Annotated in this window: 9 protein-coding genes; 4 read left to right on the top strand and 5 right to left on the bottom strand. The window is 68.9% G+C overall.

Annotated features, from left to right (window positions below):
* The first annotated feature begins 37 nt into the window (after positions 1-37).
* Positions 38-1,288 (top strand): AI-2E family transporter, encoded by a 1,251-nt coding sequence (locus AC5RVD_RS09055; protein WP_494126753.1) that lies wholly within the window; start codon positions 38-40, stop codon positions 1,286-1,288.
* A 162-nt stretch (positions 1,289-1,450) separates the two neighbouring features.
* Here AC5RVD_RS09055 and AC5RVD_RS09050 read toward each other — a convergent pair whose 3' ends face one another.
* From AC5RVD_RS09050 to AC5RVD_RS09035, 4 genes are all read right to left on the bottom strand, one after another.
* On the bottom strand, positions 1,451-2,290 hold the full coding sequence (locus tag AC5RVD_RS09050) for a MetQ/NlpA family ABC transporter substrate-binding protein (RefSeq protein WP_494126752.1): 840 nt from the start codon (positions 2,288-2,290) through the stop codon (positions 1,451-1,453).
* A 162-nt stretch (positions 2,291-2,452) separates the two neighbouring features.
* Positions 2,453-3,190 carry a methionine ABC transporter permease gene (locus AC5RVD_RS09045; protein WP_494049678.1) on the bottom strand — a complete coding sequence of 246 codons (738 nt, stop codon included), beginning with the start codon at positions 3,188-3,190 and terminating at the stop codon, positions 2,453-2,455.
* Positions 3,187-4,179: a methionine ABC transporter ATP-binding protein gene (locus tag AC5RVD_RS09040; protein ID WP_494113445.1), complete on the bottom strand. Its 993-nt coding sequence runs from the start codon at positions 4,177-4,179 to the stop codon at positions 3,187-3,189. The genes AC5RVD_RS09045 and AC5RVD_RS09040 overlap by 4 nt, the downstream gene beginning before the upstream one ends.
* Positions 4,180-4,363: 184 nt before the next feature.
* A complete protein-coding gene (locus AC5RVD_RS09035) occupies positions 4,364-5,062 on the bottom strand; it encodes a 3'-5' exonuclease (RefSeq protein WP_494113444.1) in 699 nt (232 codons plus the stop codon).
* 116 nt (positions 5,063-5,178) lie between these two features.
* Here AC5RVD_RS09035 and AC5RVD_RS09030 point away from each other — a divergent pair, with 116 nt between their 5' ends.
* The 3 genes from AC5RVD_RS09030 to AC5RVD_RS09020 are packed head-to-tail and all read left to right on the top strand — an operon-like array spanning position 5,179 to position 12,160.
* Positions 5,179-5,553, top strand: a complete 375-nt coding sequence (locus tag AC5RVD_RS09030) for an MGMT family protein (protein ID WP_494126751.1) — start codon at positions 5,179-5,181, stop codon at positions 5,551-5,553.
* Positions 5,550-8,810, top strand: a complete 3,261-nt coding sequence (locus AC5RVD_RS09025) for an ATP-dependent helicase (RefSeq protein WP_494126750.1) — start codon at positions 5,550-5,552, stop codon at positions 8,808-8,810. Before AC5RVD_RS09030 ends, AC5RVD_RS09025 begins: the two co-directional genes overlap by 4 nt.
* Positions 8,807-12,160, top strand: a complete 3,354-nt coding sequence (locus tag AC5RVD_RS09020) for an ATP-dependent helicase (protein ID WP_494126749.1) — start codon at positions 8,807-8,809, stop codon at positions 12,158-12,160. The genes AC5RVD_RS09025 and AC5RVD_RS09020 overlap by 4 nt, the downstream gene beginning before the upstream one ends.
* 34 nt (positions 12,161-12,194) lie before the next feature.
* Here AC5RVD_RS09020 and AC5RVD_RS09015 read toward each other — a convergent pair whose 3' ends face one another.
* Positions 12,195-13,607: a macrolide 2'-phosphotransferase gene (locus AC5RVD_RS09015; RefSeq protein ID WP_494113440.1), complete on the bottom strand. Its 1,413-nt coding sequence runs from the start codon at positions 13,605-13,607 to the stop codon at positions 12,195-12,197.
* Between the last annotated feature and the right edge of the window lie 138 nt (positions 13,608-13,745).

The following is a 13,745-nucleotide window of genomic DNA, read 5'->3' as shown; positions in this document are numbered from 1 at the left end:
GTACACGGAACCGCCGCGCGAACCCAGGAGAGTGCAGATGGGCCTGTTCTCCAGGCGCAGGCAAACGCAGGAAAATCACGACGCCGAGGCCGCCCGGTCCGAGGGCGCCCCGGTGCGCGTGCAGCACCAACGAGAGGCGGCATACGACGCCGTGCCGCCCCAGCCGGAGGCCGGCCCGGCCGTGCTGTCCCGGCCGGAGCCCGGCCCCGCCCCCGTGCCCCGCGCAATGTGGTCCGACGGCCTGGGACGGACGGCCACGCGCTCCGCACAGCTGCTGCTGACGCTGCTGCTGGCCGTGGTGGTGATTTACGGGCTGCTGCAGCTGAGGCTGCTGGTCATTCCCGTCCTGATCGCCCTGATCCTGGCGGCGGCCGTGGGCCCGGTGGTGCGGCTGCTGCGCAGCTGGGGTTGGTCCGCGGCGCTGGCTACGGCCACCGCGTTCCTCGGGATCCTTGTGGTGCTAGGCGGCGTGATAACCGGGATCGTCTTCGCGGTCCGCAGCGAAGCGGATGAACTGGTCAGCTCCGCCCGCGAGGGCTGGATGCAGCTGCAGGAGTTCCTGGCCAACTTCCCGCTGCCGGTCAGCCAGCAGCAGATCGACGAGGCGCTCGCCGGGGTGCTCGACTTCCTGACCAGCGCCACGGTTGGACGCAGCGCGCTGAGCGGGTTGTCGACGGCGGCCGAAGTCGTCACCGGGGCCGTCCTGATGGCTGTGATCCTGTTCTTCTTCCTCAAGGACGGCCCGCGCATTTGGCGTTTCTTGCTCAGTTGGTTCCCGGCGGTCCGGCGGCCGCAGCTGGAACTGGCCGGTTCGCGCGCCATGGACGTGCTGGGCAGCTACGTGCGGGGCACGGCCACCGTCGCGGCCGTCGACGCTTTCTTCATCGGCCTGGCCCTGTTCATCCTGCAGGTGCCGCTGGCGTTGCCGCTCTCGGTGCTGATCTTCATCGGCGGATTCATCCCGATTGTCGGCGCCACGGTCGCCGGTGTGTTGGCCACCCTGGTGGCTTTGGTGGCCAACGGGCCGCTGGCCGCGCTGGTGGTGATCGCCGTCGTGATCATCGTGCAGCAGCTGGAAGGCAACTTCCTGCAGCCGGTGGTGATGGGCCGCTCGGTGGACCTGCACTCGCTCGTGATCCTGTTGGCCCTGACCGCAGGAACCATCCTGGGCGGCATCATCGGCGCCGTCCTGGCCGTTCCGGTCACGGCCGTCGGTTGGGTAGTGATCCAGGTGATGTCGGGCAGGACCACCGCCGAGGAACCCGCGCCGGCCCGGCCGGGCAGCTGACCAGGCGCCGGCGGGCCGCCAGCGGTGCGGGCCTAGGCGCCTGCGGGCCACCAGCGGGCCAGATCAGCCGGCCGGGAACGGGAAGGTCCCCGGAAGCCGTAGCTTCCGGGGACCTTCCTGGCGTCGGCTGCTGCCGCCTACACCGGCGGCGCGGACTGCTTGCTAGAAAGCGGGGAAGACGTCGCCGTTGGGCCACGTCTCTTCGATGAACTTCTTCACGTCCGGCGTGTGCAGCAGCTCTTCGAGCTTGGCGATGCCGGGATTCTCGTCACCGGCGTTCCAGGCCAGGAAGTTGGCATACGGGTTGTTCTCGGAGGACTCGACGACCACTGCATCATCTGTGTTCAGCCCCGCATCCAGGATGAAGTTGCCATTGATGATGGCCAGGTCGATCTTCGGATCCTCGATCAACTGGACCAGGATCTCCGGCTGGTTCTCCTCGAACTTCAGGCCCTTGGGGTTCTGCTCCTCGGTCAGCGTCAGGGCCGCCGAATCGTCCTCGATACCCGTCAGCAGGCCCGCCGTCTCGAGCATCTTGAGCGCACGCGGCTGGTTGCCCGGATCGTTGGTGATCGCAATGGTTGCGCCCTCGCCAAGGTCGTCGACGCTCTTGTGCTTCGACGAGAACCCGGCGTACGGCTCAATGTGGATGCCTTCGCCATGTTCGAGGTCGTAGCCCTTGTCGGCCACCTGCTGCTCAAAGAAGTCCAGATGCTGGAAGTAGTTGGCATCCAGCGAACCATCGCTCAGGGCGATGTTAGGGGTCTGGTAATCGGTGAATTCCTTGATCTCCAGATCGATCCCGGCCTCCTGGGCCAGGTTCTCGTCCACGAACTCCAGGATCCGGCCCTGCGGCACGGGAGTGGCGCCTACGGTGACAGTGACGGGATTGGCCGGATCCAGCGTGGTCTCGGCGCTGGGGGTGGATTCGGAGCCACCGCAAGCCGTCAGCGCCAAGGCCGCAGCCAGGCCGGTGCCAATGAGCGTTAGTGCTTTACGCATCTGCGTGCGTTCCTTTCGAATGACCGGGCCGGCCGAAGGCGGCTCGTCCCGGATGTGGTGCAGCTAGCGGCTACTGGCTGCATTCTTCCGCTGCCCGTAAGGCAGTCGGGAAGCGTGGGGAGCGGGACGGCGGTGTCCCGACACGGTCGTGACGCCCGCGTTTCAGACAGCGGTTTCCGGCTCATGGCGCCGGCGCTTCTGTGAGCCGGCGGTGGAAGCGCTGCGGTGGTCCACCCGCCGGGCCACGGCATCGCCGATCCACTGGATCAGCTGGACAAGGACCACCATGATCACGATCGTGACCACCATGACGGTGGTGTCGAAACGCTGGAAGCCGTAGTTGTAGGCGAGCTGGCCGAGGCCGCCGCCGCCGGTGAGGCCCGCCATGGCGGAGTATCCCACGAGCGTGACCAGCGTCGTCGTCAAGGCAGCGACCAGCCCGGGCAAAGCCTCGGGAACGAGGACCTTGGCCACGACCTGCAGGCGGGTGGAACCCATGACGAGGGCCGCGTCGATTTTGCCGGAGCTCACGTCCCGCAGCGCGGTCTCCACCAACCGGGCGAAGAACGGCACCGTGCCGATGGTGAGCGAGACACAAGCGGCCAGGGCCCCGATCGAGGTGCCGGTGATGACCCGCGCCAGCGGGATCAGCGAGATCATCAGGATGGCGAACGGAATGGACCGGGTGATGTTCACGATGATGTCCGACACGATCCGGTTCGTGACCGGCATGGGCCGCAGCCCCGCGGGCGCACTGGTGTAGAGGAAGATGCCCAGCGGCAGGCCGATCAGCAGGGTAAAGGCCCCCGAGACCCCGACCATCAGCAGCGTTTCGCCGATGGCTTCCGGCAGGGCGTTGGTGATGCCCGGGTTCGTCGTCAGTTCGTCGAAGAAGTTCATGCCGCATCCTCCTGGAGGACGCGGACGGCAACGCCCTGGCCGACCAGATGTTCGGTGAGGGCAGCCGTGTCCGCTCCGGCCGGCAATTGGATGCGCAAATGGCCGAACTGGGTGCCGGCCAACGACTCCACGCTGCCGGCCAGGACGTTCAAGTCCAGGCCGAAGGCACGGGCGGCACCGGTCAGCACAGGCTCCGACGCGCGTTCGCCGGAATAGAGGATTTCCAGCATCGTGCCGCCGCCTGTCGCTTCGGCCGAAGGCAGCGGCAGCAGCGTGCTTGAAAGGCGGCCGCCCAAATCCGCGGCGACCTCGCGCAACGGGCCGTGTTCGACGATCCGGCCGGCCTCCAGCAGCGACACCGAATCACAGATCCGCTTGATGACCTGCATCTCGTGCGTAATCACCAGCACGGTCAGTTGGAGCCGCTCGGTCAGATCGCGGATCAGGGTCAGGATTTCGTCGGTGGTCTTCGGGTCCAGGGCTGACGTGGGCTCATCGCAGAGCAGGACGTCCGGGTCGGAAGCCAAGGCACGGGCGATGCCCACCCGCTGCCGCTGTCCGCCGGAGAGCTGCGACGGGTAGGCGTCCTCAAACCCCTCCAGGCCGACGAGCTTGATCAGCTCCGAAACCTTGGCGCGGATGGACGCTTTGGGCGTCTTGACGATCTCCAGGGGATGCGCCACGTTCTGGGCGGTGGTGCGGGAGTCCATCAGGTTGGCGTGCTGGAAGATCATCCCGATGCGGCGCCGGGCCGACCTTAGGTCGGCGTCGCGGGCGGCACTGAGCTCAGCCCCGTTGATCGATACCGACCCGGACGTCGGGCTGTCCAGGAGGGTCAGGCAACGCACCAAAGTGGACTTGCCGGCACCGGAATGGCCGACGATGCCGTGGACGGTGCCCTTGGGGACGGACAGGCTGACGCCGTCCAGGGCTACCACTTCGCGGCCGCCTTGGCGGTAGACCTTGCGCAGGTCGGTAACGGTGATCATGGAACCTCGGGAAATTGATTTCTGGAGCGTCGACAGCCGCCATAGCATGTGCTGCCATCAAGGATTAATTATGACAGCCGCGACAACGCGCCAGAATTCGACGGGACGTTGCGTCATACGGCGACCCGAAGTTGACAGCGCCGCGCTGAGTCAGGGGCCGGTGCGTGCGCGCGGGCCGGAAGCGTCAGACGGCCGCGGGCACCAGGCGCACCGGCCAGACACCGTCCACGACGGCTTCCGGATCCTTGCGCCGCAGCCAGGCCTCGAAATTCGCCGCCTGCTCTGCGCACCAGTCGATCTGCAGGGCATGCAGCTCGGACGCGTCGATGCACAATCCCGCGTAGCGGCGGGCGAGGGCATCCGCGACCCCAATGGTGGCCAGGGCATCGGCCGCCGACGTATGCGCGGCGTCGAGTCGGACACCGTAGAGTTCACACAGCGCCACCAAGGTGCGCTTCCCCCGCCGATAGCGGTCCACCTGCTTGTCCAGGACATACGGATCGATCACCGGAGCAGCCACCGGAGCGGACAGGCCGTACCGGGAGCATTCGCGTGCCAGCACGGTGAAATCGTAGGCAGCGTTGAAGGCCATGACCGGAATGCCCGCGTCGAAGTAACCTGTCAGGGCCTCGGCGATACCGGCGGTCGCAATTGCCGCGGGCAGGCCCTCGCTGCGGGCCCGCTCGGTGCTGACCCCGTGGATAGCCGCGGCTTCCGCCGGGATCTCGACTCCGGGGTCCACGAGCCACTCCCGCTCCTGCAGCGGCTGTCCCGCTTCGTCGACCAGGACGATCGACGCCGTCACGATCCGCGCGCTGTGGGGATCACGGCCCGTGGTCTCGAGATCGAATGCCGCGCGGGGACCGGTATGCCAGCTGTTCATGTCCGCAACGCTATCCGGCGGATCCGACAATTCCGGGTAGGCCCCGCGGGGTGTGGGGAAGCCGGCACGGCCGTCAGCCGGTGCAGGGCGCGGTACGACCAAATTACACTGGTGTAATGCGCGATGCGGTAGTAGAGGCGGTCCTCGACCTCGCAGCAATCATTCCGCGGGGCCGGGTGCTGTCGTACGGCGATGTCGCCGAGCTGCTCGATGCCGGTGGCCCCCGCCTGGTCGGCAGGATCATGTCCCGGCACGGGGCCGCGGTTCCTTGGTGGCGCATCATTCGCGCCGACGGTTCGCTGCCCGATGCGCTGATGGAACAGGCCGTCGCGCACTACCGCCGGGAAGGCACACCCTTGGCGGAGCCGGCAGCGGGGCCGGCCAGGGTGCGCATGGCCCAAGCCCGTTGGACGCCCCGACCGGAGGAATTTGCGGCGATTGAGGAGCTCCGGCGCAAAGTGTCCGAAGCGGCTGATGGGATGGGGCCATGATCGAGACCAAGCCATCCGTTGGGCTGAAACTGGTCCGGCCCGAAACCAGGTCCGCCGGTGCGCCGCTTCCGAGCCCGGACCAGGCGCGGGTCATCGACCTGCCCGCCGGCTGCGGTCCGGTGCTGGTCCTTGGCGGCCCGGGTACGGGGAAATCGACCGCTTTGGTGGAGCACGCTGTGCGTCGCGTGGAGGATACCGGGCTGGACCCGGCGAACCTGCTGTTCCTGGCCCCGAACCGTCTGGCAGCCGCGCGCCTGCGCGACGCGCTGACCGGGCGGCTGAACCGCAGCCTGGGCACGTCCCCGACCAGGACCTGGTCGGCCTACGCCTTCGACCTGATCCGCCGGGCACGGGTGGAGGGGCTGCTGCCGCTGGTGGAGCGCGCGCCCCGGCTGCTGTCCGGTCCCGAGCAGGACCAGATTATTGCCGAACTGCTGGCCGGCCATCGCGCCGGCTTCGGCCGGGGGGCCGGCTGGCCGGAGGATCTGCAGCAGGCTCTGACCACCCGCGGATTCCGGCAGGAGGTCCGCCAGCTCTTCGACCGGCTGACCGAGTACGGCAGCACCGCGGGGCAACTGGAGCAGATGGGCGGCGAGTATGGCCGACCGGACTGGATCGCGGCGGCCCGGCTATATCGCGAGTACCGTGACGTGATCGACCTCCGAATGCCCGAGGCCTTCGACCCGGCCGGAATCATCACCTCGGCCCGCCAGCTGTTGTTGGAACATCCCGGCCTGCTGGACCGGGAGCGCAGCCGCCTCCGGCTGATCCTGGCGGACGATCTTCAGGAAGCCAATCCCGCTGTCTTCGAACTCCTGGCCTTGCTCGTGGAGGGACAGGATGCCGTGCTCGCAGCCTCGCCGGACACCGTCGTCCAGGGGTTCCGCGGCGCCCGCCCGGATGTCCTCGGCAGGCTGCCCGGGCTGGTTGGCACACCGGACAGGCCGCTGCAAACGCTGGTCCTGACCAGCTCGCACCGGATGGCGCCCGGGATCGCAACCGCTTGGCAGTCCGCCGCGGCCCGGATTTCCCAGGTCGCCGGGGCACACCGCGCCCGTGACCTCGTCCATCCCGGTGCGGAAGCAGAAGCGGGGGGCGGAGCCGAACCCGCCGACGACGCCGCGGACCGGAACGGCGTGCCCGCCGCCAGCGCCCACGTGGTCGCGTCGCCGGTCCACGAGCACCGCTATGTGGCCCAGCGGATCCTGGAAGCCAGGCTGTTCGAGGGCTACCGGCTCAGCGAGATGGCTGTGATCGTCCGGACCGGCGGCCAGCTCTCGGCCCTCGCGCGCTACCTCACCGGCCAGGACATCGCGGTCAAGGTCCCGGTCGCCGAAACCGCGGTGCGCGACGAGGCAGCGGTCCGGCCGCTGCTGGACGCGTTGGCCATGGCCTTGGAGCCGGAACTCCTCACCCCTGACGCTGCCGTCGCCCTCCTGACCTCCAGGATCGGCGGCGCGACGGCGATCGACCTGCGCCGCCTGCGCCAGGCACTGCGGCGCGAAGAGCTGCTCGGCGGCGGAGGCCGGTCCAGCGACTCGCTGCTTGTGGAAGCCCTCGGCGACCCCGTTTTCCTCGGCACGCTCGGAAGGGAAGGCGGATCCGCCAGAAGGATCGCGCGGATGCTCAAAGCCGGTCGGGACGCGGCGGCCGAGCCGGGGGCCAACGCCGAGACCGTGCTGTGGGCCCTGTGGTCCACCGCCGGGCTCTCCGATCGCTGGGCTGCACAGGCATTGCAAGGCGGACCGGTCGGCGTCCGGGCCGACCGGGACCTCGACGCCATGATGGCGCTGTTCCAGACCGCCGAGCGGTATGTGGACCAACTCCCCGGCTCGAGCCCGCGGCAGTTTTTGGAGTACCTGTTAAACCAGGAATTGCCGATGGACAATCTCGCGCCGCGGGCCCAGGTGCGTGAAGCTGTCGAACTGCTCACGCCCGCCTCGGCGGCAGGCCGGGGCTGGCCGCTGGTCATCGTGGCCGGGGTCCAGGAAGGAGTGTGGCCGAACACCAGGCTGCGTGGGGAACTGCTGGGCAGCACGGAGTTCGTTGAGGTTTTGGAGCACGGCGTCGAGGACGCCCGGCGGATCGACGCGGTGACCAGGCTGCGGGACATCCGGTACGACGAATTGCGCAGTTTCTCCACGGCGATCTCGCGCGCCGAACGCCGGCTGATCTGCACGGCAGTGCAGTCCGAAGACGCCCAGCCGTCCCAGTTCCTGGATCTGGTTGACCCCTGGCTGGACCCGGAAACCCCCCGGCCGGCGACCGAAGTCCTCCGGCCGCGAACCGTGCGTGCTTTGGCAGCGGAACTCCGGCAAGCCGCGCAGCAGGCCGCGACCCGTCCGGAACAGGCGGCGGATGCTGCCGCCGTGCTCGCCATCCTTGCGGCCAGCCCGGTGCCGGTCCCGGGGGCGCACCCGCGCGACTGGTGGGGGCTGCAGCCGCTGAGCAGCACGGCACCCGTCGTGCCGGACGGGGAACCCGTCCCGGTCTCTCCCTCGAAGGTGGAGGCCGTCCAGAAATCTCCGCTCGACTGGTTCATCCAAGCGGCAGGAGGCGAAGCGGCCACCGATTTCGCCCGCAGCCTGGGCACCCTGGTCCACGCAATTGCGCAGGACTTTCCCGCGGCCACGGGAACGGAATACGTTGCCGAACTGGTCCGGCGCTGGCCGCAGTTGGGGATGAAGGAGAACTGGGAGGGGCGGCTGGACTTCAACCGTGCCGAAGGGATGGTCCGGAGGCTTGCCCAGTACGTGATCCAGATGCGCGCGGAGGGCCGGAGCCTGGTCGGCGTGGAACAGGACTTCTCCGTGGACCTGCAGGGCCCGGAACGCGTGGCCAGGCTTCGCGGGCAAGTGGACCGGTTGGAACTGGACGCCGAGGGGCGGCTGCATATCGTGGACCTGAAAACGGGTCGTGCTGCCCCCACCAAGACAGAATTGGAGCGGCACCCGCAGCTGGGCAGCTACCAGGCGGCGGTCCAGGCCGGAGGATTCTCCGAGCATGCATCTGCCGCTGGCGGCGCTTCCCTGGTCCAACTGGGACAGGACCTGAAAACGGTCAAGGTCCAGCAGCAGGAGAGCCTGGCCGACGGCGACGACTGGGCCACGGCGATGATCCATGAGGCCGCGGCGCTCATGGCGGGCTCGGAATTCGAGGCCCGGCACGATCCGCAGCGTACCGGCAACGGCGGCCACGGCTGCCGTGCACCGGAAATTTGTCCCCTGTGCGCAGAAGGAAGGCAGGTCACCGAATGAGCATCGGAGCGGTCACCACCACCTACAGCCCGGAAGAACTTGCCGGGTTGCTGGGCCAGCATCTGCCGACAGCGGAACAGTCGGCCATCATCAGCTCCCCGCTGCAGCCGATGCTGGTCATCGCCGGCGCGGGCTCCGGCAAGACAGCGACGATGGCCGACCGCGTGGTCTGGCTCGTGGCCAATGGCCTCGTCCGCCCGGATGAAATCCTCGGTGTCACTTTCACCCGCAAGGCCGCGGGCGAGCTGGCCGCCCGGATCCGCGCGCAGCTGGCCAGGCTGGACCGCAAGGGCCTTCTGCCGCAGGAGGCCGACGACGCCGCCGGACTGCTGGAACCGAAGGTCTCGACCTACCACTCCTACGCCAACGGTTTGGTCAGCGACTACGGGCTGCGCCTGGGAATCGAACGCGACGTGGTGCTTTTAGGCACCGCGCAGTCCTGGCAGCTGGCCAGCCATTGCGTGGAGGCGTACGACGGCCCCATCGAGCACCTGGCGGCCAGCAAATCGACGCTGGTCAACGCCGTGATGCAGTTCGCCGGGGAATGCTCCGAGCACCTGGTCACCCCGGACCATGCAGCCGGCTATCTGGCGGAAGAGGTGGAGCGGATCGCTGCGCTTCCCTATGTCGAGGGCAGCACGAAGCCGGCCAAGCAGGAGGTGCGGAAAATGCTGGACCGGCTGCGGACCCGGATCACCGTGGCCAATCTGGCCGCCGGCTACAACCGGGCCAAGCGGGAACGCGGGGTGCTGGATTTTGGCGATCTCGTCTCCCTCGCGGCCCGCATCGCCCGTGAAGTGCCGCAGGCCCGCCAACTGGAACGCAACCGGTACAAAGTGGTGTTGCTGGACGAATTCCAGGACACCTCCCACGCCCAAATGGTGCTGTTCTCCCAACTGTTCGGGGACGGGCATGCCGTAACGGCGGTCGGCGACCCGAACCAGTCCATCTACGGCTTCCGCGGTGCCTCCGCCGGCCAGCTCTTCGCTTTCCGGGAGCATTTCCCCCTGGTCGACGGCGACGGCCGCCGGGCCCCGGCTCCGGCCGGTTTCCTCACGGTGGCCTGGCGCAACAGCAAAAATATCCTGCGGATGGCCAACCGGATTTCGGAACCGCTGAACCGGGAAGACCCGAACCGGCCGCGCCCCGGCAGGATCAGCGTTCCGCCGCTGCGCCCACGGCCGGGAGCCACGGACGGAACGGTGGCACTGGGACGTTACGCGACCGAGGCGGAGGAGACCCTCGCGCTCGCCGACGCGATCGAACGAGCGCGGATGACGGTTTTCGCCCGGGACCCGGAAACGGGCCGTGCCGAACCCGTCAGCACCGCCGTGCTGTGCCGGCGGCGGGCACAGATTCCCGGCATCGCCAAGGCACTCGACGAGCGGGGCATTCCCTACGAAATCATCGGGCTGGCCGGGCTGCTGGCTCAGCCGGAGATCGTGGACCTCGTGGCAACCCTGCGCGTCCTGGCCGATCCGGGACGCTCCGACGCGCTGATGCGGTTGCTGGCAGGGGCCCGCTGGCGGATCGGGCCGGCCGACCTGATGGCCCTGGCCGATTGGTCCCGGTTCCTGGAGAGCCGGCGCCGCTCGGCAGCGGCAGGCGAGGCTGCCGACCTGGACCGGGATGAGGCAGCGGGGGAGCCCGTCGTCGAACAGGACCTGGCCGAGGCTGCGTCCCTGATCGAGGCACTGGACCGGCTGCCCAAGCCGGGCTGGACCTCGCGCCACGGACGGTCGCTGACGCCCGTCGCGCTTGAGCGTCTGGAGCGCTTGGCCGAAGAGGTCCGCTACCTGCGCAGCTTCGTCGGCGATGACCTCACGCTGTTGCTGGGCGAAGTGGAACGCACCATGCTGCTGGACATCGAAGTTGCCTCCAAGCCCGGCCAGAGCATCCACCAGGCGCGGCGCAACCTTGATGCGTTCCACGATGCAGCGGCCGCATTCATGCAAACATCACAGCGCGTGGACCTGCTGGCCTTTTTGGCGTGGCTGGAAGCAGCTGCCGCCGAAGAGGGAGGCCTGGACATGGCCCAAGTGGACGTGCGGCACGATGCCGTGCAGCTGCTGACGGTCCACGCTTCCAAGGGGCTGGAGTGGGACGCGGTCTTCGTCCCGGGACTCAACGACGGCGCCTTCCCCTCCTCCTCGGACAACCGGTGGAGCAGCGGCCACGCCGCCCTGCCCTGGCCGCTGCGCGGAGACCGGTCCGACCTTCCCCAGTGGGATACCGACCAGCCGGACCAGTTGTCCTGGCTCAACGCGGAAGCGGACTACAAGTCGGAAGTCCAGGCACACGGTGAAGACGAAGAGCGCCGGCTGGCATACGTCGCCTACACCCGGGCCAAGCACCTGCTGGTCTGCAGTTCAGCCGGCTGGACCGGCAGCAAGGTCAAGCCGACCGCGGCGTCGGCCTTCCTGGCCGAACTGCACGAGATGTCAGACGGCGAACCCACCGCAGTGCAGGTGTGGCAATGGGTAGGGGACGAGGAACTCGGGCCGGAGAATCCGTTTCGGGCCGAAGTGGAAACAGCCTTGTGGCCCTTCGATCCGTTGGAAGGACCGCAGGTCTACCGCAGCGGCATCCCGCAGCGGCGCCGTGCAGGCCGCCGCGCGGCCATGGAACAGGCCGCGCAGGCAGTGCTCGAGTCGCTGGCACAGGACCGGCAGCCGGCCCCGGACTCCGCGTGGGCCCATGAAGCCAGGTTGCTCCTGGAACGGCACAATGCCGCCCCCACCGCCGGCGAGGTGGAGCTGCCGGCGCATATCTCCGCGTCGCTGCTGGTCGACTTGGCCGACGAGCCGGACGAAGTCACGCGGCGCCTGCGGCGTCCGGTGCCCCGGAAACCCGGCATGGCCGCCCGAAAGGGCACCGCGTTCCACAGCTGGATCGAGGAATACTTCGGCACCACAGGGATGTTCGATCTCGAGGACTACCCGGATGCGGCGGACGCCTACGTCGACGAGGCCTATGAACTGGCCGGCCTGGTCGAGACGTTCAAGGCCTCCGAATGGGCCGACCGGGTCCCGGCAGCCATTGAGGTGCCCGTCGAGACCCGCGTCGGCGGTGTCGTGGTGCGCGGACGCATCGACGCCGTGTTCCGCGACGCCGACGGCAGCTGGGACCTGATCGACTGGAAGACGGGTACGGCGCCGACGGGCAGGCAAATGTCGGTGAAGTCGGTGCAGTTGGCCGTCTACCGGCTGGCGTGGGCACGCCTGCACGGCATCGGCCTGGACCGGGTCAAGGCTGCCTTTTACTACGTTGGGCAGGACAAACTGGTGCGCCCGCACGATCTGGCCGGCGAAGCGGAACTGGAAGCGGCGGTGTTGCGGGCCTACGCCTAGGGCCGGCCACAAGAAGGCCGCGCGGCAGCAGCGGTCAGCGCCGCTGGTTGATGATCGGAATCGCGGTGGTGTCCGCGGACGCGGGGTCGGCTTCCTTGGCCGGCCGGGCCTCGTTCCCGGCGGGCGCGGCGCCTTCAGCGCTGCTGTCCTCCGGCGGCGCAGGCGCCGCGGCGTCCTGCCCGGCTGTGGGGGATGCCGCAGATGCGGGATCGCCGGCCGGATCCCCAATCGGGAGCAGCGTGACCTTGGAACTCCCGGATCGGCTGGCGAGATGGACGCGGGCGGTGCCGTCGGGCCGCTGCGCCTGCTGTGGCGAACCGTTCCCGTTCGCGGAAACCGCCCCGTCGGCGCCGTCCTGCCCGCCGTCCGCCGGCTCGTCCCCTGCCGGCTGGTCGGCGGGAGCGGGCTCCGCGGCACGGTTCCGGACCTCGGAACCCGCTGCCGGTTCCCGGGCCGGCGCCGCAGGCGCAGCCGCGGACACCGTGGGGGGAACGGCAGGCGGCGGGGGAGCGGTCACACTGATGGGCTGGCCGCCGTGTTCGGCGACGTCGGCTTCGAGCTCGTTCAGCATGTCGACTGCTTCGTCGACCATGGTCTGGTCGCCGGCTGCCAGTCCGCGGACCAGCCATTGGGCGAGCGCGAATTCGGCGGACAGGGCTGCCCGGCGCATCAGGTGGGGATCGACCGGGTCCTTGCGGTATTTCCGGTAGGACTCCAGCACGACGTCGGCGAATGACTGTTCGTGCACGGCCACCAGCCACGCAAAGTCGTCGGCCGGGTCGCCGATGCGCAGGTCGGTCCAGCCGGTCACGGAGCTGACGCTGCCGTCATGGACCAGCAGGTTGTCTTCGTGCAGGTCGCCGTGAACCACGCACGGGTTGAACTTCCAGAGGGCCACGTCCTCCAGGGCATGTTCCCAGCGCCGCAGCAGGGCCGGCGGTATCTTGCCGGTGGTGGCAGCCTGGTCCAGTTCGTTGAGCTTGCGCTGGCGGAACTGGTCGGCGGTGTAGCTGGGCAGGTCCGCGGCATCGACCATGCGCTGGGGAAGGTCGTGGATGCCGGCCGTTGCCCGTCCGATGGATACCGGAACGGCGGCGCCGGCGGCGACCAGCGCTTCCAGCGCCAGCATGTTCCCCGGCACGTGGTTGTAAACGAAGGTGCGCAGCTCGGACTGCTGGACGGTCCCGGCGACGGTGGGCACCTGGAAAGGCAGCTCCGCGCGGATGGCCGGGGAAAAGGCGCGGAGCACCAGCAGTTCGGTTTCCAGCCGCATGCTGGCCTCGGCGTGTTTCGGGGAACGCACGCGCCACCGCTTGCCGGCCGCATCGGTGAGTACGGCGGACTGGAAATCCGCCGCATCGTCTGGCAAACCGGCGACGCCCGTGGGCGTCAACCCGGGTACGGCCGCGCTGGCTATCGCCGCCAGCTCCAGAGGTGTCTTTCTCACGTAGTCCACCGTACGTGCAACCGGTACCGGCAGCCCGGCCACGGCCGCGGCGAGTCGCCGGAAGGGTGACGCAGGCCGCACCGGCAGGCGCCGCCGTCGCGCAGTCCACAGCGGCGGCTGCGCGAATAACAGTCCGGG

The organism is Arthrobacter sp. THG-b23, from assembly GCF_059091265.1.
This window is presented reverse-complemented; position numbering and strand designations above follow the sequence as displayed.

Excerpts from the sequence above, each read along its gene's own strand:
- AC5RVD_RS09050 (WP_494126752.1), bottom strand. The coding sequence starts at position 2,290 with ATGCGTAAAGCACTAACGCTCATTGGCACCGGCCTGGCTGCGGCCTTG.
- AC5RVD_RS09030 (WP_494126751.1), top strand. The coding sequence starts at position 5,179 with ATGCGCGATGCGGTAGTAGAGGCGGTCCTCGACCTCGCAGCAATCATT.
- AC5RVD_RS09055 (WP_494126753.1), top strand. The coding sequence starts at position 38 with ATGGGCCTGTTCTCCAGGCGCAGGCAAACGCAGGAAAATCACGACGCC.
- AC5RVD_RS09020 (WP_494126749.1), top strand. The coding sequence starts at position 8,807 with ATGAGCATCGGAGCGGTCACCACCACCTACAGCCCGGAAGAACTTGCC.
- AC5RVD_RS09040 (WP_494113445.1), bottom strand. The coding sequence starts at position 4,179 with ATGATCACCGTTACCGACCTGCGCAAGGTCTACCGCCAAGGCGGCCGC.
- AC5RVD_RS09025 (WP_494126750.1), top strand. The coding sequence starts at position 5,550 with ATGATCGAGACCAAGCCATCCGTTGGGCTGAAACTGGTCCGGCCCGAA.
- AC5RVD_RS09045 (WP_494049678.1), bottom strand. The coding sequence starts at position 3,190 with ATGAACTTCTTCGACGAACTGACGACGAACCCGGGCATCACCAACGCC.
- AC5RVD_RS09035 (WP_494113444.1), bottom strand. The coding sequence starts at position 5,062 with ATGAACAGCTGGCATACCGGTCCCCGCGCGGCATTCGATCTCGAGACC.